At 35.2% G+C, this 24326-nt stretch carries 22 protein-coding genes; 10 read left to right on the plus strand and 12 right to left on the minus strand.

What is annotated here, in order from left to right; translation table 11 throughout:
* Positions 1-555: 555 nt before the first annotated feature.
* The 4 genes from nqrE to NBG71_RS02580 form a co-directional block, all read right to left on the minus strand.
* Positions 556-1155 carry an NADH:ubiquinone reductase (Na(+)-transporting) subunit E gene (gene nqrE, locus NBG71_RS02565; protein WP_099659653.1) on the minus strand — a complete coding sequence of 200 codons (600 nt, stop codon included), beginning with the start codon at positions 1153-1155 and terminating at the stop codon, positions 556-558.
* A 336-nt stretch (positions 1156-1491) separates the two neighbouring features.
* Entirely contained in the window at positions 1492-2043 is a 552-nt protein-coding gene (locus NBG71_RS02570) for a class IV adenylate cyclase (RefSeq protein ID WP_075673384.1), read from the minus strand.
* 241 nt (positions 2044-2284) lie between these two features.
* Positions 2285-2665, minus strand: a complete 381-nt coding sequence (locus tag NBG71_RS02575) for a DUF2628 domain-containing protein (RefSeq protein ID WP_075673383.1) — start codon at positions 2663-2665, stop codon at positions 2285-2287.
* Positions 2666-2979: 314 nt separating this feature from the next.
* Positions 2980-3414: a universal stress protein gene (locus NBG71_RS02580; protein ID WP_250916522.1), complete on the minus strand. Its 435-nt coding sequence runs from the start codon at positions 3412-3414 to the stop codon at positions 2980-2982.
* A 703-nt stretch (positions 3415-4117) separates the two neighbouring features.
* Here NBG71_RS02580 and ftnA point away from each other — a divergent pair.
* From ftnA to NBG71_RS02600, 4 genes are all read left to right on the plus strand, one after another.
* Entirely contained in the window at positions 4118-4621 is a 504-nt protein-coding gene (gene ftnA, locus NBG71_RS02585; protein WP_075673382.1) for a non-heme ferritin, read from the plus strand.
* Between the two features lie 434 nt (positions 4622-5055).
* Positions 5056-5448 (plus strand): copper homeostasis periplasmic binding protein CopC, encoded by a 393-nt coding sequence (copC, locus tag NBG71_RS02590; protein ID WP_023582413.1) that lies wholly within the window; start codon positions 5056-5058, stop codon positions 5446-5448.
* Positions 5448-6344 carry a copper homeostasis membrane protein CopD gene (copD, locus tag NBG71_RS02595; protein WP_075673381.1) on the plus strand — a complete coding sequence of 299 codons (897 nt, stop codon included), beginning with the start codon at positions 5448-5450 and terminating at the stop codon, positions 6342-6344. Before copC ends, copD begins: the two co-directional genes overlap by 1 nt.
* A 47-nt stretch (positions 6345-6391) precedes the next feature.
* On the plus strand, positions 6392-6736 hold the full coding sequence (locus tag NBG71_RS02600) for a YebY family protein (protein WP_075673380.1): 345 nt from the start codon (positions 6392-6394) through the stop codon (positions 6734-6736).
* A gap of 303 nt (positions 6737-7039) precedes the next feature.
* Here NBG71_RS02600 and NBG71_RS02605 read toward each other — a convergent pair whose 3' ends face one another.
* The 3 genes from NBG71_RS02605 to yebS form a co-directional block, all read right to left on the minus strand.
* Positions 7040-7282 carry a DUF1480 family protein gene (locus NBG71_RS02605; protein ID WP_075673379.1) on the minus strand — a complete coding sequence of 81 codons (243 nt, stop codon included), beginning with the start codon at positions 7280-7282 and terminating at the stop codon, positions 7040-7042.
* Positions 7283-7492: 210 nt separating this feature from the next.
* A complete protein-coding gene (locus NBG71_RS02610; RefSeq protein ID WP_075673378.1) occupies positions 7493-9811 on the minus strand; it encodes a PqiB family protein in 2319 nt (772 codons plus the stop codon).
* Entirely contained in the window at positions 9753-11009 is a 1257-nt protein-coding gene (gene yebS, locus NBG71_RS02615) for a membrane integrity lipid transport subunit YebS (protein WP_099659654.1), read from the minus strand. The genes NBG71_RS02610 and yebS overlap by 59 nt, the downstream gene beginning before the upstream one ends.
* Before the next feature lie 278 nt (positions 11010-11287).
* Here yebS and msrC point away from each other — a divergent pair, with 278 nt between their 5' ends.
* From msrC to htpX, 5 genes are all read left to right on the plus strand, one after another.
* Complete coding sequence (gene msrC, locus NBG71_RS02620) at positions 11288-11785, plus strand: free L-methionine (R)-S-oxide reductase MsrC (protein ID WP_075673376.1); 498 nt, start codon at positions 11288-11290, stop codon at positions 11783-11785.
* A 95-nt stretch (positions 11786-11880) separates the two neighbouring features.
* The gene (gene proQ / locus NBG71_RS02625) at positions 11881-12576 is read left to right on the plus strand and encodes an RNA chaperone ProQ (protein ID WP_075673375.1); all 696 of its coding nucleotides are present in this window, start codon (positions 11881-11883) and stop codon (positions 12574-12576) included.
* A gap of 19 nt (positions 12577-12595) precedes the next feature.
* Positions 12596-14656: a carboxy terminal-processing peptidase gene (gene prc, locus NBG71_RS02630; RefSeq protein ID WP_250916523.1), complete on the plus strand. Its 2061-nt coding sequence runs from the start codon at positions 12596-12598 to the stop codon at positions 14654-14656.
* A 910-nt stretch (positions 14657-15566) separates the two neighbouring features.
* On the plus strand, positions 15567-16919 hold the full coding sequence (locus NBG71_RS02635) for an OprD family outer membrane porin (RefSeq protein ID WP_075673373.1): 1353 nt from the start codon (positions 15567-15569) through the stop codon (positions 16917-16919).
* Positions 16920-17333: 414 nt separating this feature from the next.
* Entirely contained in the window at positions 17334-18212 is an 879-nt protein-coding gene (gene htpX, locus NBG71_RS02640; protein ID WP_250916524.1) for a protease HtpX, read from the plus strand.
* Between the two features lie 85 nt (positions 18213-18297).
* On the opposite strand, the gene NBG71_RS02645 is transcribed toward htpX, so the two are convergent.
* The 4 genes from NBG71_RS02645 to hxpB form a co-directional block, all read right to left on the minus strand.
* On the minus strand, positions 18298-19161 hold the full coding sequence (locus NBG71_RS02645; protein WP_238601659.1) for a hypothetical protein: 864 nt from the start codon (positions 19159-19161) through the stop codon (positions 18298-18300).
* Between the two features lie 128 nt (positions 19162-19289).
* Positions 19290-20681, minus strand: coding sequence for an L-cystine transporter (locus NBG71_RS02650; protein WP_072062594.1), 1392 nt, complete (start codon positions 20679-20681; stop codon positions 19290-19292).
* A 243-nt stretch (positions 20682-20924) separates the two neighbouring features.
* Positions 20925-21491 carry a metal-dependent hydrolase gene (locus NBG71_RS02655; protein WP_075673371.1) on the minus strand — a complete coding sequence of 189 codons (567 nt, stop codon included), beginning with the start codon at positions 21489-21491 and terminating at the stop codon, positions 20925-20927.
* Between the two features lie 312 nt (positions 21492-21803).
* The gene (gene hxpB / locus NBG71_RS02660; protein WP_099659656.1) at positions 21804-22472 is read right to left on the minus strand and encodes a hexitol phosphatase HxpB; all 669 of its coding nucleotides are present in this window, start codon (positions 22470-22472) and stop codon (positions 21804-21806) included.
* Between the two features lie 200 nt (positions 22473-22672).
* Between hxpB and NBG71_RS02665 the strand changes: the two genes are divergently transcribed.
* The gene (locus NBG71_RS02665) at positions 22673-23212 is read left to right on the plus strand and encodes a YniB family protein (RefSeq protein ID WP_075673369.1); all 540 of its coding nucleotides are present in this window, start codon (positions 22673-22675) and stop codon (positions 23210-23212) included.
* 134 nt (positions 23213-23346) lie between these two features.
* On the opposite strand, the gene NBG71_RS02670 is transcribed toward NBG71_RS02665, so the two are convergent.
* Positions 23347-24219, minus strand: coding sequence for a fructosamine kinase family protein (locus NBG71_RS02670; RefSeq protein ID WP_075673368.1), 873 nt, complete (start codon positions 24217-24219; stop codon positions 23347-23349).
* Positions 24220-24326: the final 107 nt, after the last annotated feature.

A 24326-nucleotide genomic window follows, 5' to 3' on the forward strand; every position in this document is an offset into this window, starting at 1 on the left:
TGATTTAATGCCATATATCCTTTTGATTTTTTCAAATACTAAAAAATAGTATCGGCATTTTATAAATATTCTTTATGCTTATTTATTGCTCTGATTAATAAATTTATTAAATATATCAATTGGTCTTGCAACACTTTGATTTTTAATTAATTTATCTTAAATATTAAAAGTTAACGATAAACGATAAAAATGAGATAAAAGAGTTATCTCAATAAATAAGTTTTAACCTGTTGATTTGTTATTAATTTTATGTGACTGGTTAGTTTGTTTTTAAACAATTAGATTTAAATAGTGTAAGTATTTTTATTTATAAAATAAAAAAGTAATAATGATTAAAACAGCAATAAATTAAATTATTTTTTGTTGGTTTAAAAGAATAAATAAGAGAGTCTAACGTTAAAAAGGGGAGGGAGGTAAAAAGATCACAATATATAAAAAGTAAGAAAACAGATGAAATCACTATAAACGGAAAGTATATTACCCTCCCGTTTATATATAAAGCTTACATTAATGATGGTCTTAATGATGTATAAAAATTGGATGCAAAATAAGCGTTTAAAGCGAAATCCCTGAGAACGACATAAAACCAAGAGACATTAATCCTACCGTGATAAATGTGATCCCTAGCCCTCTCAATCCTTTGGGGATATCTGAATATTTCATTTTTTCACGTAAACCAGAGAGCGCGATAATTGCAAGTAGCCAACCTATGCCACACCCAGCACCATATATCACTGATTCAGTAAATGTGTAGTCACGTTCAACCATAAAAATGGTGGCACCAAAGATAGCACAATGAATAGTCAATAAAGGCAAAAAGATCCCTAATGAATGATAAAGCGAAGGGATAAATTTATCTAAAAACATTTCTAAAATTTGGACTAATGCTGCTAAAACGCCAATAAAAGTGATATATCTAAGAAAGCTAAGATCAATACCTTCAACTACAGCGTCTTTCTTTAGAATAAAATGATAGATTAAGTTATTGATAGGTGTAGCAATAATAAGTAAGGCAGTAACAGTAAGACCCAGTTTTAATGAGGTTTTTACTTCTTTAGAAACAGCAAGAAAAGTACACATTCCTAAAAAGAAACTTAATGCCATATTCTCAACAAAAGTCGCCTTAATAAAGATATTAAGGTAATTTTCAAGCATAAACCCTCCTATTAGTATATTTTTTTACTAATTCTAGTAAAAACAGTGTATTAATATAAGGGGTATTACAAAAATATCTTTAAAATTAGACCTAAATGACATTTTTTGACTAAGAATATGCTTTATTTGAGATAAGAAAAATAAAATTCTAAGATAAATATAATAAATATGGCACTCAAATAAATTTTTTATTCGACTCGTCATTTTTTACTTTTTAATGGATAAGATAAAACAATGTTAGAAATGATAAAGCACCAATATCTATTGATAGAATATCGGTGCTCCGATTAGAGAATTTTGATAGTTTTTATGAAGATATCTACTGAATAAAATTGTTTATGACTTGAGGTTATTTAACATTAGTGTTTTATAGTTATTTTTCTCAAGATCTTTTTCTGTAAAACCAAATTTTATGGCTAAGTGCTTTAGCTGGTCAGCGTACAGTGAGAGTTTGTTTTGGTCGTCCGTCATGATAGCAAATTCAGCAAATGAGCCTAGTTTATCTAGTTTATCGATAGTGATATGAAACTCATCTAGAAAATAGATTTCTCTTGATTTTGTATAATTGAGAATACAATGGTAACCAAGTGTCGTGAACATAGAGACTGTTTTTTCTGCATCTTCAATACGAACAGCTTCACATTGTGCTAAATCAGGGCCTTTAACGATAAGAAGGTTTATTCCTGCAGGGAGCATTCTTCTTACACATAAACTGATAGTAGGAGCTGAAAATTCAGTATTATCATGCTCCATGTACCAATCGGTTTCTTGATTCTCAGGCGTAAATAATGTGGCCCCTGATTTTTTTAATTCGTTAATAAATTCTTTTGGATTTTGAAGGTGGTATTTTAGTTCGGCTTCAAATTTACCTTGAAAGTGATTAGACATACGTTTTCCCTAATTTAGTGTTAATGCATTATAGCATTAGCAAAGTATCCTTCTGAGGTAAAAACGAAATTTTGGTGTTATTTCATTATTTTCTATTTAAAAAAATTATTATGGAGAATTATATGGAAATATTCAAATAGAGTAATGGATAGAATGTCTATGAAATAAGGAGAAGGAGGGAGCATGTTATTAGTAAAGAAAAGAATAAGAGAAAATAAAAGGGGCCATTGCCCCTTTATTATTACAGAACACCTTCAAACGGGTTCCAGCTTTGATCATTTTTGGTTTCTTTCAAGTAATACGCATAGTTGGCTGTTATAGCCCATAAAACGTTAACTGCGATACCTACAGCATTGATAACACCGTTATTTACAGGTAAAAAGCCAATAATAGTAAAAATAGCAATGTTAATAGCAAATAATGTTAATGCCTTGCGCCATAACCCTAAAATAAGAAAGTAAATAAAACCAAAGAAAAATGCCCAAATATTCATTCCGATAAGAATACGCTTACCAAAAGGAAGTGCTTTATAAGCGGCTTTATATTCTGATGTTTTAGGTGAGCCATATTGATCAAAAAATGAAAAACGCTCTTGCCATTTTTCGGAAATTTCTTTATTCATTTTAATTCCTTTTACCCGGTTGATTAAATTTAGTCTTAATGGAAAAGTATCTTTACATAATTTAACATTATGAACAATATAAATTTATTAAGAGATGATTAATATAAAGGATTATATAAAAAGAATTAAAGCAAATGTATTTTTAATCATTTTTAATAATTATCTTATTGCTTCAGAATATATTTTAAATTGCTACTCTTAAAAATAAGAGTAATAAAATAAAATATTATTTTGAATGGATTTTATGGTGAAAAGAATAAGAAATCTGGCTTATGACGAATACCAGATTTCTTATAAAAGCAGGGAGTGGGTGATTAACGCACGACTAATACAGATGATTCTGCGTAACTGACCACGGAAGATGCGGTAGAACCTAGAAGATAAGTTTTCATTCCAGGATTACGAGAACCAATGACAATCAGCTCTGCTTGAATTTTTTTTGCGGTTTCTAAAATTTTATCGCGAGGATTACCTATTGACACATAAAATTGAGTTGTACTATTGGGAATATCAATATGCGATAAATTTTCTTTTAGCGTGGATAATGCAATTTCAATACGTTGTTTGTCACTAGCTAGTCTATCTTGGCCTGCGAATGCAAATCCGACAAAAGACTCATAACTTGGAATGACTGATAAAAAATGAATATTCAATTTGTTAGCGACAGACAATGCTTTTAGATGAGACACAACCTTGTCCAATAAACCAAGCTCTGTAAAATCAACGGGTACTAACACTGTTTTTGTCATAGTGGCTCCTAATTAACCTTTTATTATGATTAGGGCTTTAATATTAATTTTTTGTGCATACAAATATGAGTTACCTACTAATCTTATCAGTCAAAATGAAAAACTGCACAAAAATTGAAATTATTTTTATTTTTTGAGAGTTATGTGTTTTTTTATATGAAAAAAAGTGAAAAAAACTGCGGTCTGAACCAATAAATATGTAGCAATATCAAATAGAAATTATAGCAAAAGGGAAGTGATAAAAAGCAATAGAACGGATACTTTATTTTTCTAATAATAATTATTATAGATATCACTTTGCATATATTTTCTGATATATGGTAAAGCTTGTTTTTGGATCTTCTTTAATGGATGAAATATAATTTTTATTTAGCTTTAATACAGGAACTTCGGAGCCTAAAGAAAAAATTAATAAATATGAAAGTTAAGGCTAAAATTTAAGAATGAATATTATGTCATTGTATTTCAATGCGTTACATTGTTTTAATGATAATAATTAAATATGGATTCACTCTTAATGATAATAAGTACTATTTAACATTAAAATAGAGAAAAGGTATATTACAAATGAGATTGGTTTTTATTTTTATTACAGTTAATAGATTGAAAAAATAAACAAAAACTATATTTAAATAGCTATATTTTTATTTTTAAGTGTGCATAATATCCATAATGTTAATTTTTATCGCAAGGGACGTAAAATATGTTACATCAAGATATGATCAATAAATTGAATGAACAGCTAAATTTAGAGTTTTATTCAGCAAATCTTTATTTGCAAATGAGTGCTTGGTGCGATGACAAAGGATTTGATGGTGCAGCTAAATTTTTAAAAGCTCATTCTCGTGAAGAAATGGAACATATGCACCGCTTATTTGATTACTTAAGTGATACAGGTGCAATGCCTTTACTTGGCGCTATCGAAGCTCCACCAGCTGAGTTCTCATCATTATCTGAATTGTTCGATAAAACTTACGAACATGAAAAACATATTACATCTGAGATTAATAAATTAGCTCATGTTGCAATGACGACTCAGGATTATTCAACATTTAATTTCTTACAATGGTATGTTGCAGAACAGCATGAAGAAGAGAAATTATTCAAATCAATCCTAGATAAATTAGCAATGGTTGGTGACAGTGGTAAGGCTTTATTCTTGTTAGATAAAGATCTGAACACTTTATCAACATCTGCACATGTTTAATTATTAATAAAGCTTTAGACAGCTTAAGTTAATAAATGAATTATTACGCTCTGCTGTGAATGAATAGCAGGGCGTTTTTTTATTCTTCTGCATTAGCTCTATTCTTATTCCTATTTTTTATCTTTCCCTTACTTTCGTTTGCGTATTTTTATCCTAAAAATTCTTTTTGATTATTATTTATACAGGGTGTTTATTTTACTTTTAGTTGTATTCGGTTATGTATTGAACTGTTTAGACTGTCAATATGGGTATTATATTTTTTCGAAGTGTAAAAATGGGTGATATTTGAAACAGAAACTGGTCTAAATAACATATATTTTGAGTGCTAGTTCACAACCTTTTATTTCTAATATCAAGAAGCGAAGATCTTGACGTAAATTTGCTATAAAATATTTTCATAAATAAAAAAATCACCTGTAATTTAAGAGGTTATTATGTCATTAAATACACTTAAGACATCTTGGGGTAAATTATCGGCTATTGCTGTTTTATTCCTTGGTATGTCATACCAACAAGCATTAGCACACGCACACTTAAAATCACAGTTACCTGCTGAAGGTGCTGCTATTGAACAAGCACAAGCACCTAAAGTTATTACGCTAGACTTCTCTGAGGGTATTGAATTAGCCTTTAGCAAAATCAAAGTCACTAATAGCGATGGTAAAGAAATTACCGTAGGAAAATTGAGTTTAGACCCTGTTAATAATACTAAATTATTATTGCCTTTAGAAAGTGATTTAGCAGAAGGTAACTATTTAGTTAATTGGAACGTTGTTTCTGTTGATGGGCACAAGACAAAAGGTTCTTATCAATTTAGTGTAAAATAATGACACCTGAAGACGTTTATATTTTATGCCGTTTTTTCCATTTAGTGGCAGTCATGTTTATGTTCGGACTGAGCTTCTCTGCTGCCATTCTTGCAAAAGATAAGTTCATTCCTCTTATTCAAGTTCGCTTGCGTCCTGCATTAGCCATTAGTTCTGTCACGGTCTTTATTACGACTTATCTATGGATGGCTGTACAATCCGGTATTATGGGCGATGGATGGGAAGATGCTTGGTCATTTGAAATATGGAAAGCGGTATTAGGTACTTCATTTGGTCAAGTTTGGCAATGGCAATTAGTTTTGGCAACTATTGCGTTAGCTGTTTTATTTATACACCAACGTTATGTTCGTAACTTCTCTATTTTAATTGTTGCTTCGATTATGTTGATCTTACATGCATCTATAGGTCATGGTGCAATGTTTACAGGTTCAGAAGCGATATTTTATAAGCTGAATCAAAGTGTTCATCTTCTTAGTGCCGCGTATTGGTTTGGTGGTTTATGGCCATTTGTTGCTTGTTTACAGTTTTTGCGGAATAAAGATGAGCTTGCAGATGGGATGATCAAACCGATTATTGGTACAATGAAGCGATTTTCACTTTTTGGTCATATTGCCGTTTTATTGGTTACAATTACTGGTATTATCAGTGCCGTAATGTTAATTCCAGGATGGCCGGCAGTACAATTATCATCTGAATATCAAAGTATGTTATGGCTTAAAATTAGTTTAGTGGTGTTAATGCTTGGTCTAGCCGTAATCAATCGTTATGTCTTAGTTCCTCATATCCGTAAGAAAAATAATTTTCAATGGTTACTAGTGAATAGTTGGCTTGAACTGTTACTTGGAACAATGGTTATTTTTACTGTCGCCATCTTTGCGATTAACTCACCTGTATAGATTGTTATATAATCGAAAAAACCTAATGTCTTAAGTGAGATATCCACATGAAACGTTTTTTATTAGTGGGAATGTTAATGCTGTTTTCTTTTCAAGCATTCTCGGCAGCACCTATTTCAACGGTCAGTAAGCTTCAATTTGGTGACGACTGGCCATTTACACGAGAAGAGGTGATGCTTAATTGTCGTTCTGATGGTGCTTGGTTTGTGATTAACCCAGCAACACTGATGCAATATCCACTTAATGAAATTGCAATGGAACAAATGGAAAGTGGAAAAGTAAAAGCACAATTAATTGATGTTATTTTACTGCCGGATCCGAATACACCTGAAAAGAAAAAATCAGTAGAAGTGATACAAAATGCGATTAAGTCGCTCTGCGAGAATAATTAATCAAGTGATTAATAATATGGCTAAGAATTTTTTATTTTATCGCGATGATTTAAATGACAAAAATTAAGAGTGATAATTTTTTCGAATAGAAAATAGTGTGCTGGTAGGTTGTTTACTGGATCTTTACATATTGTTAGCTAATATTTAACAGTAGGTTGTGAGATAGAAAAGTCTGAGTTAGTCCTCGATTTTTGTTTATGCAGTAATCAGCAATTACTTTTTAGCGCACGGCTCGCAATGAGCCATTTCCCTAAGCCAGATAAATGATTTATCTGGCTTTTTTTATTTCGCTTTAGCATCTTGTTACGCTACTTTTAAGATCCAGTGGTGGCTATCTTTATCATAAGCATGGCGATAAAGCAGAATATTTTTATCTTTTAATTGGGCTGGAATACTTGTGTTTTCATCCCATCCATCTAATTGCATACAAAACTCTTTATCATAATCGCATGGAATATGAATATAAGTTAATTGGTTATCGGAAGAGTGTTTCAAAGTAATATCTTCAATTTCATAGCAAGCAATTTTCAACGTTGTTTTTTTCATAATAAAGCTCCGGTTTAAGCGATGTCGTGTTGTGTTCCGTTGTGTTTTATTGGTGGCATTTATTTTAAAGAATGCTTTTGACCAAACAAAATTAAGCATAGTATAAATGGAACCTATTTCCAAAATGTTTTTTCGAAATAAAAAAAGCGGATCATTTTTTGTGATCCGCTTTAAATAAATTATCTGAAATAGGGCAGAATTATCTAATTTTTAAGGTTTAGGTATTGCCGTTCCCCATTCATTCCAATCTTTTGGTTCTTTATCATTTAAAATGAAATTCTGTTCCTGTTTTGCTTTCACTTGTAATGGTGTGGAAGGTGGTGTTGCAAAAGTGATCCCTCCACGTATAAATTGCTTGAATGTACCACTACGAATAACACCACCAGTTAAACCAAATGAGAAGTTATATCCTGATGAAAGCCAAAACTCTGTATTATTTCGAACAAGGTATTGGTATTTTTTACTAATACGGATGTGAATTAATACTCTGTCAGACATGTTTCCTAGTTCAAGACCTGTCACGGCGCCGACCTCAAGACCGCGATAGTAAATTGGCGTACCAATTTGTACTGAACCTGCCTCTGTGGCATTTAATACAAGATTTAATCCATCGAGATAGCGTGAGTCTGTAATGTTGGATGTTTGCAATTCAAATTGACGATATACGCCACCATTACCAGGCTCTGCTTTAATATAAGGTTGAATAAGTGAATCTAAGTTATCTAATCCTGATGCTGTTAATTCAGGAGTAACAACAGCAAAACGACTGCCAGATCTCGCAAAGGTTTTGACATAATCAGGGTAGAGAACTGCTGATACAGTTACCGCTTTTCTATCTGGCGAAAGGATTAATGATTCGACCTGACCAATATCAATTCCTAAATAACGAATAGGCATCCCTTCAGAGAGTTTACTTGCATCGTACGTTTTTAACGTAATTTGTGCACCAATAGCTCGTGCACTAGTTTCTGATGGGTAGAGTTTGTAACGTGAAACGTTATTATTGATATTTTCGAAGTTATCAAAACTGATCGCGCCTTTTAATGCACGATTTAATGGTGTTGCTTCAACAGTTAACCCGGAGCCATTAACGGATACTTTAGCAGCCCCTTCAGTCCAGAAGACACTCTTTTCCGTGAGTAGATGGCGATATTGTTTAGAAATATAAACATCAATATCAAATTCATCCATTAAAGGCCGAACATCGGTAATTTCACCGACTTGGAATTGATGATAAAGAACCACTGAACCTTTTTGGATCCCGGGAAGGCTTGATGCTTTTAAAGTGAGTGTCACGGGTAATTCATTACCATTAACACTGGCTTTCGCAAAGAAGTCATTACGATAAAGGCGATACTGTTCTTTAGGTGCCCCTTTAGTACCTTGAATGAGGTGAATACCTCCTTCAAGCCATTCTTGAGGTGTTGCACCTTGAACTTCAATACCATTTAAACCCATATTGACGTTGATTCGGCTATTGGCAACAAATTTACTATTTTCATAAATATAATGCTTATATTCAGGGGCAATAATTGCATCAAAAATAACTCCATCATCGCTCATATTACGCTGAATGATTTGCCCAATAGAAATTCCTCTGAAAAGAATAGGTTGCCCTGCATCGACTCCCCAGCTTTCTTCACTGGTTAGAGAAATAATTAATCCATCTTCACCATATATTGCTTTGCCTGCATCTACAGAGGTAGCTGATTGTAAAACGAATTGCTGGTTTTCTTGTGCTGGAGGGCTGTTTTCCGGTGAATCAAAAGCAATTGCGCCATTGATTAAAGCAGAAACACTTTCCATTTTTACAGACACACCGCTTTTTAAATTGAAATTACCTTGAAAGCCAGAGACGTTCCAGAAATGGCTATCTTGGCGTATTAAGTGGGCATATTGTTTATCGATACTAAGTTCAATAAAAATACCCTGATTATCAGGGCGAATTGCATAGCTATACACTTTACCAACAGGAACTTGGCGATAATAAACTTGAGAGTCAACATTGAGCGATCCCAGTTTATCTGCTGTCAAAGTGATTAATTGCTGGTTTTTATCGATATTAGCTTGAGGGCGAACTTCTTGAGCAATAAATTTAAATTGTTTTTCACCGTCACCCGGTAACATACTGATATAATTACCACCAACTAAAGCATCTAGTCCAGATACACCAGAAAGGCTGGCTTTAGGTGTAACTAACCAAAACTGAGTGTTTTTGCGCAATGCGGTCGCGAGATCTTTGCGGATATCAGCCGTAACAATAACTCGACGTAAGTCATCGCTTAAAGTGACATCTTTAACAAGACCCACATCAACACCTTGATAGCGAATAGGTGTTCTGCCAGAGACAATTCCTGATGCTGATTGAAAATCAATCGTGATTTGTACGCCCTTATCTTGCCAATGTTGGAAAAGCAACCAACTAGCAATAAAAATGGCGATAACAGGGAGTAGCCAAAATGTCGAAATTTTACGCTTGCGGCGTATTTGGGCTTGTGAGTCCTGAACGTCGTTTTCTTCTTGTTGCATAAGTATCCCATAGTAAACGACTATCCAACCATTCAACGGCAAGGATAGTAAGAATAACCGCAGTACCAAAATAAAAAGCCGCTGGCCCCATTGTGAAAGTCATCAGCTGATCTCGATTAATCAATGACATCATCAGTCCAATCACAAAGAGATCAAGCATTGACCATCGTCCTATCCAAGAGACAAAACGGTATAGTTTCATTCGTAGTAGAGGGTCAATACGAGAATTAAAATGAATGCTTAATAATAAGCCCAACATAATAATAATTTTGAAAAAAGGCACAAAAACACTGGCAATAAAAACAATAATCGCAATTGGTGTATTGCCTGAATTCACTAAGGAAAGTACACCTGAAAAAATAGTGTCTTCACTACGTTGACCATTTAAATAGAAGATAGAGATAGGCAAGAAATTTGCAGGTATTAGTAAAATTATTGCTGAAATTAATGCTGCCCATGTTTTTTGTAAACTCATTGGCTGTCTTGGGGTATAACAAGATTTGCAGCGTGGGCAGTGCGTTGATGGTGTTTTTTTAAAATGATAGTGACAAGCATGGCAAGTTGCAGGGCTTTTTTCTATCTCTTTTTGTGGGTAAAAGCGTTGCCAAAGTTGGTCCATATTAATGTTAATTAGCATTAATAAGCTGAGTATCATTAAAGAAACAAAAGCAATTAAGCCATTGCCAATATAGACAGTTGCATAATCGCCTAATTTTATTGTTGCAACACCAAGTCCAATTAAATAAACATCTAACATTACCCACTCTTTCAGTTTCCCTAACATCAATAAGATCGGGCGAAGATTAAGGCGCAAGCGAGATCCTAAATGGAGATATAAAATAGCGATGGGGAGGCTAAGCGGTGCAGCAATAGCACAAAAGGCTACCATCGTTGCCGTAAGAGGAGAACCTTGCTCTGACATCATGCGAATACCGTCAAGTACATTCGCCGTTATCATTGTGCCTAATAGATGGATTTTAATCAGTGGCTGAGTAAATGCTATTGATGCCAAAATAAGCATTGTAATAGAGAGAATAAGTAGACGAGTTAATGACCAATATCGATAAGATGCAAGTTTTGCTTGGCAACGAGGGCAATAAGCATCCTCTCCACGTTTTAATGTGAGAGGGAGTGTCACGAGGTGATCACACTCCTGACAGCGTATTGATTTCTTTTCCTTTGTTACGATATTGTTCACTATATTGCTCGTTAATTCGCCTAAGTTGGTTTTCTTAAGAGTTATCGTTTGATTAAGTTAAAAAAAAGCACCTATACTCAATGGTTCACAAGTTATCATTTTTATTATATTTATGCCTTTCATTTTACAATACTAAGTGTCTGATTTTTTTTGTGGGTGTTAAGGGAATATGATCGTTTTTTTACCCAATTCTTGAAAATGGAGTATTCAACCTCAAGATAAAATAGGCTAAATTACGAGTATGTTATCTATTTTAGTTACGCAAATAGGGTTAAATGATGCCAAAATCGCTTTTTTATCAGGAACTCACTGATAATTTGTCAGCCTTGTTGTCTGGTGAAAATGATCTTATCGCATCACTTGCTAATGCCAGCGCTCTTCTTTACGAGAAGTTAGATACGATAAATTGGGTTGGATTTTATCTTAATGATGGTGATTCATTAGTCCTTGGCCCATTTCAAGGCAAAATTGCTTGTGTCAGAATAGGTTTTGGGAAAGGAGTTTGTGGAACTGCATACTCTGAAAACAAAATTTTAAGAGTAAGTGACGTTCACCAATTTAGTGGTCATATTGCTTGTGACAGTGCAAGTCAGTCTGAAATTGTTCTACCTTTAGAAGTAAATGGACAAATTATCGGCGTTCTCGATATTGATAGTCCTATTTTTGATCGTTTTGATAAAAAAGATGAAAATGGGCTTAAAGCGTTGTGTGACGTGCTCTGCGAGCATTTGAAAACTTGTCATACAGCAAAATATTGTGAATTTTGTGTAAGTTAACAGGCGTTTGCCATAGAAATTGTTGGCAACACTATTATAATGTCGCTTGTTCATGCCTGCGCTGGTTGGCAAAACCGTTGTAATCAGGAAATTTCATGGAAAATCAACCTAAGTTGAATAGTAGTAAAGAAATCATCGCTTTTTTAGCTGAACGTTTCCCTAAGTGTTTTATCGCTGAGGGCGAAGCTCGCCCTTTGAAAGTTGGCATTTTTCAAGATCTTGTTGAAGATCTAAAAGATGAAACTCAACTGAGTAAAACACAGTTACGTTCGGCATTACGCTTGTATACCTCAAGTTGGCGCTACCTTTATGGAGTTAAAGAAGGGGCAAAACGTGTCGATTTGAATGGTAATGACTGCGGCGAACTGGAAGCTGAGCATATCGAACATGCTCGTACACAATTAGCAGAAGCTAAGGCGCGTGTTCAAGCTCAGAGAGCAGAACAACGTGCTAAGAAGCGCGAAGCTGAAGGTGATAAGGAGACCAGCAAACGTCCGGCAGCGAAAAAGCCAAATAATACACGTCGTCAGCCACCTAAAGAGGGTGAAAAGCGACAGCCTCGTCCTCAAAAAGCGACTCAAACACCTCGTAAAACATCACCACGCCAAAATACCGAAAAGTTAATTCCAGTGAAAGACACCTCAGTTCTTACTGTTGGTCAATCGCTGAAAGTTAACGTTGGTAGCAGCGTGATGGACGCGACGGTGCTAGAGATAGCGAAAGAGGGTGTACGTGTACAGTTGCCTAACGGTTTGGCAATGAATGTACGCACGGAACATTTAAAGTTCTGATACGGAGGCCAACCAGAGCATGAACAAACTTTTAAATGTGGCTTTTGCAATCGGATTAACGTTAACAGGTACTTCTGTTGTGATGGCTGAGAAACCAGCCACTCCAGCAATGGTAACTATTGATCAGTTACCCGAATTAAAGCAAGAGCCACAACATTCTACTGTGAGCGAGCGAGTAACTTCTCGTTTTGAACGCTCTCATTACCGTCAGTTCTCGCTAGACGCGAGCTTTTCTGAAAAGATTTTTAATCGCTATCTTAATTTATTAGATTATAGCCACAATGTGTTGCTAGCATCAGATATTGCCCAATTTGATAAAGAAAAAACCAAAGTAGGTGAATATCTGAAGAAAGGTGAGCTTCAGCCCCTTTATGATCTCTTTAATTTAGCGCAAAAAAGACGTTTTGAACGTTTTCAATATGCTTTAAACCGCCTAGATAAACCCATGGATTTGACTGGTCAAGATAAGTTTGAGTTAGATAGAACAAAAGCACCATGGCCACAAACTCAAGCTGAGCTAGATAAACTTTGGGATGAAAAAGTAAAATATGATTGGCTAACGCTGAAACTATCTGAAAAAACAGATAGCGATGTTAAAGAGACACTAACTAAGCGTTATAAAGCTGCGTTACGTCGTCAAACACAAAGCCAAAGCGAAGATGTTTTCCAAGTCATTATGTCGGCATTCGCACGCGAAATTGACCCTCATACAAGTTATCTATCACCAAGAAATACAGAAGCCTTTGACTCTGAAATGAGTCTTTCTTTAGAAGGTATTGGCGCTGTATTGCAGATGGATGATGATTACCCAATGATCAACTCTATGGTAACGGGTGGTCCGGCTGCAAAAAGCAAAGAGTTGAAAGTTGGCGATAAAATTATTGCAGTAGGGCAACAAAACAAGTCAATGGTCGATGTTGTTGGCTGGCGACTTGATGATATTGTTGCTTTGATTAAAGGGCCGAAAGGTAGCCAAGTAAAATTAGAGGTTATCTCTGATGAGAAAGGCGCTAAACCAAGAACAATCACTTTAGTCAGAGAGCAAATCCGTTTAGAAGACAGAGCTGTTAAGTTAACTGAAAAAGTTATTAATGGTGATAAAGTTGCAATTTTGGATATTCCAAGCTTCTATGTTGGTTTAACCAATGATGTGAAAACACAGTTACAAAAAGTGGCGAAAGACAATGTTTCATCTTTGGTTATTGATTTGCGTGGTAACGGCGGTGGAGCATTAACAGAGGCAATTTCACTGTCAGGATTATTTATTCCAAGTGGTCCTGTTGTACAAGTCAGAGATAACAATGGTCGTGTACGACAAGATTTCGATAAAGATGATGTGGTTTATTATAAAGGGCCACTAGTTGTTATCGTAAATCGCTTTAGTGCTTCTGCCTCTGAAATTTTTGCTGCTGCAATGCAAGATTACGGACGAGCATTAATTGTGGGTGAGCAAACGTTCGGTAAAGGAACGGTTCAGCAATATCGTCCATTAACTCGTGTTTACGATCAAATGCTAAGCCCTGATTGGCCAGGTTTAGGTTCAGTGCAATACACCATTCAAAAATTCTATCGAATTAATGGTGGTAGTACTCAACTCAAAGGGGTAACACCTGATTTATTGTTGCCAAGCTTTGATAGTGCTGAAATGGGTGAAAGTTTTGAAGATAACGCATTGCCTTGGGATAGTATCTCTCCAGCAAGTTATCAGCTATCTGAGTATTCAGATAAACTGAAAGCAGCGTTAACACCATTAACTGAACAACATACTAAGCGCATTGCAAATGACCGAGAGTTTTCATACATCTTTGCTGATATTCAGCGTTATAACGATGCGAAAGCAAAAGGTGAAGATAAATTTGTTATTTTAAACTTCGCTGAAAGAGAGAAAGAAAACAAAGAGCTAGAAGCTATTAAATTAAACCGCATAAATGAGCGTTTTAAATTAGAAGGTAAGCCTGCGTTGAAATCACTCGATGATTTGCCTAAAGATTATGAGGGGCCAGATCCTTATTTAGATGAAACTGCTAAAATTGCAGTTGATCTCTCAAAAGTGCTTAAACCTAAAAAATTATTAAATTAAGTTATCAGTTATAACAACGATACTTAAAGCAACCCCCCAATAGTTGGATAACCAATTGCTGGGGGGTTTTTATATTTATATTAATCGAGATATGAAATTATCATTGCTAATCAATGTTTATCAGGCATTCCATCAAAAACCTTTTTAAGAGAGCTGTAATATCTTTTTGGGGAGGGATCATTCATATTTTTAGTTATTTAGTATATTAAGTTACCAGTAATATGAAATATTATTAATAAATAGATATTTAAATTTAACTTTATGTAACTTAATTTTTAATTCGAAATATATCTTGAATAACTTTGTAAGCTATAAGAGAGAAAACTAGATTAATTTTTAGATAAGAAGTGAGTTTCTTTTCTTATAAGTGGAATAAAAATATAAAGTGGTTATTTATTGTGATTAAGATCTCATTTGATAGCGTGTTTATTGCAATAAATGTAACATGTTGTGACAATGATCTCTTAAATTGACATAAGATTACTATAGTATACAGATTATGAAATATTTGCGTCATTTTGGGATGTTGGCGCATTAGCTAAAATCTTACCTAAATGATGAGTTATCTTTATTCTATGAGTTCAAAATGTATTTTTAGAGCAAAATGTTATAACTGAAATATATATTTTCAGAGTAAGGTTCTCTACGTAAGGGATAATGACTAAAGGCAAATAATCTACAATTTGCTTGTGGAATTTTATTACAAAAAAATAAGTAAATATAAATATGGTGAGATATCCATATTGGATTTTTTATGCCAAAAAATGACTCTATTGCTTGAAATTAGTGCAACTATAAATTTAATCAAAGGTTATTTTTTAGCTAAATAAAGAAATGGTGCTTTATTAAACTTGCTGAATATAAGTCAGCATAACTTAATTCAAATATTTATTAACCAGGTTGCATTAAGATGAAAGTAAAAAAATTAGTATTGTTTATGCTGTCTCCTTGTTTTTTCGCGGTGAGCGCTGCTAATGCTGCGAATTGGGAAAACTCAATTAAAGAAAGCGCATTTATTTCAGATTCTGAACTTGAACTTTCTACAATTAATATGTGGAAATACCTAAAAACTGAAAACCGTTTTGATAAAACAGAACAACGTTATAGAAAGCAAGTTGCTAACGCTTGGGGTCAAAACTTCCAAGCTGATTTCAGATCAGGTTATTTAGGTGGTATTCTCGGATTTGATGTCTCTTATTATGGTGGTATCAAATTAGGCGCAAGTAAAGACTTCGCCTCTCGTGCAATCTTATATAATGATGACGGTGAAGCAAAAGGTTATAACAAAATTGGTCAACGCTTCGCAAAAGTTAAGTTTGATTTAGATCCCGTGTTAATTAATGGTAAAGCAGGTTGGTTTACACTGAAAAATACGGGTGTATTTACGAACTCACAACGCTTATCATTAAACAGCTATAATGGCTATGCAACTAACACCGCAATGGGCGACTGGAACTTAGATTTACTGTTCCTTGACGGTAAAGTAATGCGTCGTGATAGCCCAAATATCGACAGAATGTATTTCAGCGATGGTAATGGCGTTAGACATAATATCGATCATGTGTTGACTGGTGGTATTAACTACAACTCTAAACCATTAAAAGTATTTTATTTCTATGGTCAAGCAGATGATGTATTCCGTCAGCACGGTTTAGAAGCAAAATATAAATTAACCTCAGATGTGACTATTGGTGGGGTTGTTTATTATCACGATTACGGTAGTGATGGAAAACGCACATTAAGCGATCCCAATAAAGGTAAGCGTAATTTTGATAATGATGCATGGCACTTCGCTGGAACTATGGAGTGGCGTATTCCTGAGTCTCCATGGACAATTCGTACAGGTGTGACTTATACCGATGCGAGCAAAGCGAATGGAGTTGGTCAATTTGCTCGTAACCCAATTGGTAATACTCGTGGACGCTTTAACTCACCTGCTTACGCAGATATTGACTATGTGCGTGATGGTGAAGTAATGGGGGCATTAGAAGCAGCATATAAAGTTAACGAGGAATTGTCTGTTGGTGCGCGTACTAACTATAGTGAGTTTAGTTATTCAGGTGAAAGATTAAAACAAGGACAGTTTGGTTTATTTAGTTATTGGAAGCCAACCAAAAATCTTTCTGTTTCCTTAAGCGGTGGTATTGGCTGGCACCACCAGCAAGAAAACGACTATACCACACCAAAACTTTATGATGGTCACTCACAACGAGCTCACTCATTATCAGGCTCTATGACAACAACATATCGTTTCAAAATGTAATTTATAGCGTTAATTGAGCTTATTACTTATATCAAATGCACGGACTTGCATACATTGTAAGTCGTGCATAAAAATGCAGAGACAGTTGTTTTGCCTTTGTTTGTGTCACGAGAGTTATGGTTTTTTATGGTAAACCCATTAGTACTATATTAAACGATACAAACCGTTTCTAAGTTAATCCTTCCGTTCGACAACACAGAAAAGTCACGTCATCTATTATCAATCTCTCTTTATACTTAACTTTTTAATAATGCCTAATATTAGGTGTTCACTGGCTATTTTTTTTATCAAAATGTAAAGTTATATCGTTTTTAATATTAAATAAGTTAAAGGGCTTGATAAAATCTAAAAAAGCCTTATTTATAAGACAGTTTTTGCAATGTGATAATTAGATAAAATAGGAACAGTATCAATATGATGAGAATTGCGTTATTCCTGTTAACAAACTTAGCCGTTATGTTTGTTTTTGGGATCATCTTATCTTTAACAGGTATACAAGGTCGTAGTGTTCAAGGCTTGATGATCATGGCGGGCTTATTTGGCTTTGGTGGTGCCTTTATTTCACTATTAATGTCAAAATGGATGGCATTACGTTCAGTGGGTGGTCAAGTCATCGAAAACCCAACTTCAGAAGTTGAGCGCTGGTTATTAGATACAGTAAGACGCCAATCTGAACAAGTCGGTATTAAAATGCCACAAGTGGCTATTTATGATGCGCCTGATATTAATGCGTTTGCGACAGGTGCTCGTCGTGAGGCATCGCTGGTGGCTGTGAGTACCGGTTTGTTAGCCAGTATGAGCCGTGACGAAGCAGAAGCAGTTATTGCTCACGAAATTAGCCACGTTGCTAATGGTGATATGATAACCATGACCTTGCTACAAGGTGTTGTGAATACTTTCGTTATCTTTATTTCTCGTATCATTGCCCAATTCGTTGCTAACTTTATCTCTAATGATGAAGAGAGCGAAAGTAGCAATGGAAACCCGTGGGTATATATGGGTGTTTCAATGGTTCTGGAAATTGTGTTCGGTATTCTTGCCAGTATTATTACAATGTGGTTTTCACGTTATCGTGAATTCCATGCAGATGCAGGCTCTGCAAAGCTTGTTGGTCGTGAGAAAATGATAGCTGCATTACAACGCTTGAAAACAAGTTACGAGCCACAAGAAGAAAGCAGCATGATGGCCTTCTGTATTAATGGTCGTAATAAGTCATTCAGCGAGCTATTTTTATCTCACCCACCATTAGATAAGCGTATTGAAGCACTACGTAACGGTGAGTATTTGAAATAAAGTTGAAAGTTTAATCGCGAACTCTCAAATGAAAGCGCTCTATATGAAAGTATTGGGCGCTTTCTATTTATAAAAAACAGGAGCTTTAATCTAAATATTCGCCAAAGTATATCGCCACTTTTTCTTCGTCAATTTTCAGATTGCCTTTCCAGCCCGCCCACGGCATTTCCATATCAGAGCGACCTTTGGTGTTATTAAGTTGATTTTCTGCAATGGTAATATCGCCGAAATTAGCCCAATGATCCAAAGATAATGGAATATAGGCATTAGGAATAACACCAATTAAGGCAAGTGAGTGCAGAACACCTCGTTTGGTATATCTATCACCAGAAATTAATTTAGCCTCATTTAGTCGCTTTTCAAATTTACCCGGTGTTTCATCTTCAGGCGCATGGCGTAATAACTGGAGTAATTGCTTGAAGGTCTCTTTATCTGCTTGTGTTGGGCTAACAGGCGTGACGGTGAGTAGATGTTTTAAATTCAAGTAAGCGTAAGAGGGATTGCCTGTATAAGAATTACCGTAATAGAGGCAATATTGAAAATAACTGTCATTAATATGTTTTTGTTGATCACCATCACTACAAATCCAACAGCAGGCATATTGAGGTTTCTCTTCATAATCATGTAATGGCAAATTTTGTAACTTATGAAAAGCACCTAGAACAGAGCGACCTCTAAGATAACTGCCTCCGACACCAGCAATAAAAGCATCTAAGCAACGCTTCTGGGTGAGTAATGGATTGTTTTTTAAGCTATTTAATTTTGAAATAACATCAGAGTGATCAGCAAATATTTCTATGATATTAGGTTGCCAATTGGCCTCAGATAACAAGGTTCGTTCTTTGTCTGAAAGAATATCAAGCTGATACAGTGAGACTTGGCGTTCAGGATCATATTGACTATTTTCATATTTATAGAGCTTACGCAAAACTCGCATAATTTTTTGCACGATCTTTCCTTGTTATCGTTTTTTATTGATATTGATGAATGGCATAAATAGAAGATATATAACTTAATATAGATATAAAAAAAAGCCAGCTCAAATGAACTGGCTTTATCAATAGATGCAGATAAAGTTTATTTTACTGTAAGTTCAGTTTCTTCATCTTGGTTGAAGACTGTTTTGTCCGTTTGTCCCATAATCTGGCTGGTGATTGTACCCGCTGTCATTGAGCCACTAACGTTTAATGCTGTACGTCCCATGTCGATTAACGGCTCTACAGAGATTAGCAGAGCAACTAATGTTACAGGTAAGCCCATTGCAGGTAAAACGATAAGGGCCGCAAATGTTGCACCGCCACCTACACCAGCAACACCTGCAGAGCTAACAGTCACAATAGCAACTAAAGTTGCGATCCACATTGGATCTAATGGGTTAATACCCACAGTAGGTGCAACCATCACAGCTAACATCGCAGGGTAAATGCCTGCACAACCATTTTGACCAATCGTTGTACCAAAAGATGATGAGAAACTTGCGATAGATTCTGGCACACCAACACGCTTAATTTGTGTTTCAATATTTAGCGGAATACTTGCAGCACTTGAACGGCTTGTGAATGCAAATGCTAATAAAGGTCCCGCTTTTTTGAAAAATTTAATAGGGTTTAAACCTGTAAAGCTCACCAGTAAACCATGAACAACAAACATTAAGCCAATAGCAACGTAAGAGGCAACAACAAAACTTCCCAATTGAATGATGTCGTGCATATTTGAGCTTGCAACAACCTTAGTCATCAGGGCCATTACACCGTAAGGTGTCAGCATCATAACGATACGAACTAGCTTCATGATCCATGATTGTAAGCAATCAATCGCGACTAAAACTTTCTCACCACGAGGCTGATCTTCTTTGAGTAATTTCAGTGCAGCCATACCTAAGAAAGTAGCAAAGATAACAACGCTAATAATCGATGTTGAGCTTGCACCTGTTAAATCAGCAAATGGGTTTTTAGGAATAAATGACAAAATAAGCTGTGGCATCGTTAAGTCAGAAACTTTGCCCATATAATTTTGTTCAAGCGCAATCAGGCGCTGTGCTTCTTGTTCACCTTGCACTAAGCCTTCTGCTGTTAAGCCAAATAAATTAGCAATAACAATACCGATTAAGGCAGAAATAGCAGTGGTAAATAATAGTGTACCAATAGTGAGGCCACTAATTTTTCCTAGCGATGATGCTTGATGCAAACGAGCTACGGCACTAAGAATAGAGGCAAAGACTAATGGCATAATGATCATTTGTAACAGCTGTACATAGCCATTACCCACGATATTAAACCAAAGAATAGATTCTTTAATAATAGGATCGTGTGAGTCATAGAATGCGTGTAGTGCTAGTCCAAAAGCAACACCAAAAACTAAACCAACAAGAACTTTCTTTGAAAGGCTCCACTGACGTTGACTTAATTTAGCCAAGATGAGTAATAGCACAACAAAGACGAGTACGTTAATGATTAACGGAAAATTCATCTTAACTCTCCAACGAGATCTTTATTTATATAATTTCGACGATTGTATGCGATATGAGTTCTTAGGTAATAAGAAAGGATATAACAGCACCAATTCGTTATATGGTAACAGGATTGTTAATAACTTTTTATAATTAATTATTATTTTATATAATCGTTTGGTTATAAAAACAAGGAAATTAGGCATAAAAAGATGTAATAATTTATAAATAGATAGAGAAACGTAGTGTTTTGTCAGGGGGTGTTAAAAGTTAGTGCGCTTATCGTGGTACATCTGTAACCAGTTGTTGACTTGCGAAGGCAGGGTAATAGTAAGGTGAGGTGGTAAAAAAAGGGCGCCAACAAGGATCAAAACAGAGATAAATCTCTCTCCTTTTTTATTATTCTTTTTGCCTAAAATAGGTAATGCAAAACGCATTTTTAAAGGCCATAAGAAAGGAACACCAGCGGGAGTTAACATATCGGCAATGAGATGGCTAAGATAGCCCAATAAAAGAGAATGAAAGATATCAGCAGAAATATCCCAATGCGGTGAAACTTGAGTTTCCCACAAAATAGCCAAACCACAAAATGCAAGCAAGCTATGTGTAAAACCTCGGTGGCCACAGAGTTTCGATAGAGGTAGAGATATAATACGGAATAATCGCCCAAGAATAGAACCTGGATGATCTAAGTCAGGAAGAAGTGAGCCCAATAAGACAGCAGGGATCATGTGAAACCAATCACCATGAGCAATTGCTGGCGTTATTTCAAGCTTCTGCGCTAACACAAGTGTTGCGACAGAAAAAAGTAGATGTCCTTCAGCTGTCATTCCATGTCTGTTCGTTTGCTGTTCATTTATACAGTAATAAAGTATAAAAGGTTTTGACGATAACTAACAGTCAAAAAAGACAAAAATTGTCTTAAATATTAAGGAATAACAGAAAAGTTTTATTCGATTGATTTAAAAATGATCGAATTTAGGATAAAAAACTAAAAAGTCAGATGATAAAGGTAAGTGGGCATTAAACGAAATACGCAATTGTAGGCTTTAAAGACAAAAAGAGTGAGGAGAGTTGTGAACATTAAAAATAGAATAAAAAGGATATCTTACAAGGCAGGATATCCTTTTTATTTATGGAAATTAGCCTAATAAATGCAGTTGCGTTAGTTCATTGAGTGACGCAATTTTCACATCAGCCAATCCCCATTGTTTATCATTAAATTGTTCTGTTGCAGGTACAACGATAGAACGCATTCTTGCGCCTTTACAAGCAATCATACCATTGCGAGAATCTTCTAATGAAACACAGTGGATAGGATCAAGATTAAGAGCTTTAGCTGCGTTTAGATAAACTTCTGGATGAGGTTTGCTGTGTGGCAATTCATCGGCAGATACGACGGCAGAGAAGTAATGGCGAATATTAAACAACTCAAGTACACGCTCAAGCATAAAGTCAGGAGAGGCTGATGCCAGTGCAATTTTTAACCCTGATGATTTGCAAAGTTCTAAAGCATGTTCAACACCTGGTAATAATGGCTTTGTTTCTTCAACTGATTTGACAACACGAGAAACCATTTTTTGTTTTGCTTCTTGTTTTGAAACGCCTTGCCAAGGTGATGCTCTATACCATAAATCAATAACTTCGTTTATTCTTAATCCAACCGTGTCGGGCATTGATGAGGCAAGAGATAAATCGACGCCTAATTCAGCAAAGACCTCATGTTCTGCTTGCTGCCAAAATGGTTCAGAGTCGATTAATAAACCATCCATATCAAATATTGCAGCTTCAATAGGGAATTTAAAAGACATGTTACTCTCCATAAATAAGGTCTATGTTGTCGAGTGGCGATTGTAGCAAGAGTTGCAAGGAAAATCTTTTTAATCAGTTTCTTATTTATTGTGTAAAATAAATAGAGAGAATAGCTACTATTAATTTATTGTCGTATTAGCCGTTAATTAGACTACGATAAACAGATAAATATTGACGAATTCTATTTAGTGAGGATGTGATGAGTTATCAATATGCAGGATTGTATGCCATTTTAAAGCGTGTACTTGGTTGGCTTATTTTTATTCCTGCCTTTATTTCGACAGCTGTATCATTGATAGGTTTGGCTGCAATACAACGCCCAAGTGGTGATGGTGTAAATGCCGTAATTAATGATTTTTTTCGTGTATTAGCGGAAATGGTGCAATTTAATACACCTTTCTTAGGTTTTTTCTGGCGAAATTCACCTATTCCCAATACACAAATGGGATTTAGCCAAGAAAATATTACTTTTTTTGTTATCTTTCTTTTTATGTTTATTGGTTTAGCATTTAGTGCATCAGGATTACGAATTTACCGCCAAGTGAAATATCTGAAGGAAAATATACAAGATCAGCTGATTATAGAACGTGCAATGAAAAGTGGTGTGACGGCTGAGGAATTACAACAGAATATCAAATTGCCTCGACATACTATCTTTACGCAAATTATGGTGCTTTATCTTTCACCTCTAGTTGTCATTGCAATAGGCTATTTCTTGATGAAATTCTTAGGATGGTAACCCGGCTTTAAAGTGAACAAGGACGGTTCATTTATATTAACTAAAGGGAAAAATAAACCTCGCATAACTGAATCTGGCGAGGTTATATTTTTAGCTTATATATTTTATCTCAGCACTACTTCGCTCGTTCCCTATTAAGGTGTTGCTAATAGGTCGTCAATTATTTTTCTAACTTCTAAATAATTTTCTTCTCCTCCAAATAAGTTACAACGGTTAAGGAAGAAATAGAGTTGGTAAATAGGCTGACGTGATAAAAACTTATCTGATAGCGGCCAAACACTTTGATAGCCATCGAAAATATTTGCAGGTACTGCTGTGCAAAGCGGTAACATTGCGATATCACACTCTCGATCACCCCAATAACAAGCAGGATCAAACACCGTACCTTCTGATTGACCAATTGCAGCACAGTTTTTAGGCCATAAGTTACCATGAAGCAGAGAGGGTTGAGGGGTATGGTCAGCAAGGCGATGATTGATAAGTTGAGTGATCTCGTCGATATCCCCAAAAATCATGCCTTTCTCGGAAGCCAGTTGTAGCTGAAAGCCAATACGTTTTTCCGAATAAAAGTGATTCCAGCGTTTTTCCCAGCTATTGAGTTGAGGAGTGGTATCGATTTGAGTATCGAAATCAAAGCCATAGCTAGGTTGATCTTCCCACTGATGTAGCTTTGCTAGTTGTTGTCCGAAGCAGTAGGCACTATGAGGTGTAAATGGTTGAACAGGCAAAAACTCAAGAAGTAGGAAGCTGGCATCTTTACTATTACCGATACCAAGAACCCGAGGGGTTCGAATTGTTTGGCTTTTTGCCAACATTTCGAGTTGTTCTGCCTCATTTTTAAAATTAGGCAGAAATTCACGCAAGTTGGATTTCACAAAAATAGGCGTATCACCATAATAAATTTTCCATGTATGATGAATATCGCCACTAGAAAGGTGAATTTTTTCGTTTATCTTTGCTGAAAATCCTAAGTTTGATTCCAGTAAACGACCTATATTCTGCCACATACTTACACCTCGCAAAGTTGTTTACTTAGTAGACCCAAATAAAATAATAACGAGCGATGTTTATACTATGACAATAACACTTTAATTAAATCAATAAAGTATAAAGC

Source organism: Proteus sp. FZP2095 (genome assembly GCF_023701425.1).
GTDB lineage: Bacteria > Pseudomonadota > Gammaproteobacteria > Enterobacterales > Enterobacteriaceae > Proteus > Proteus cibarius.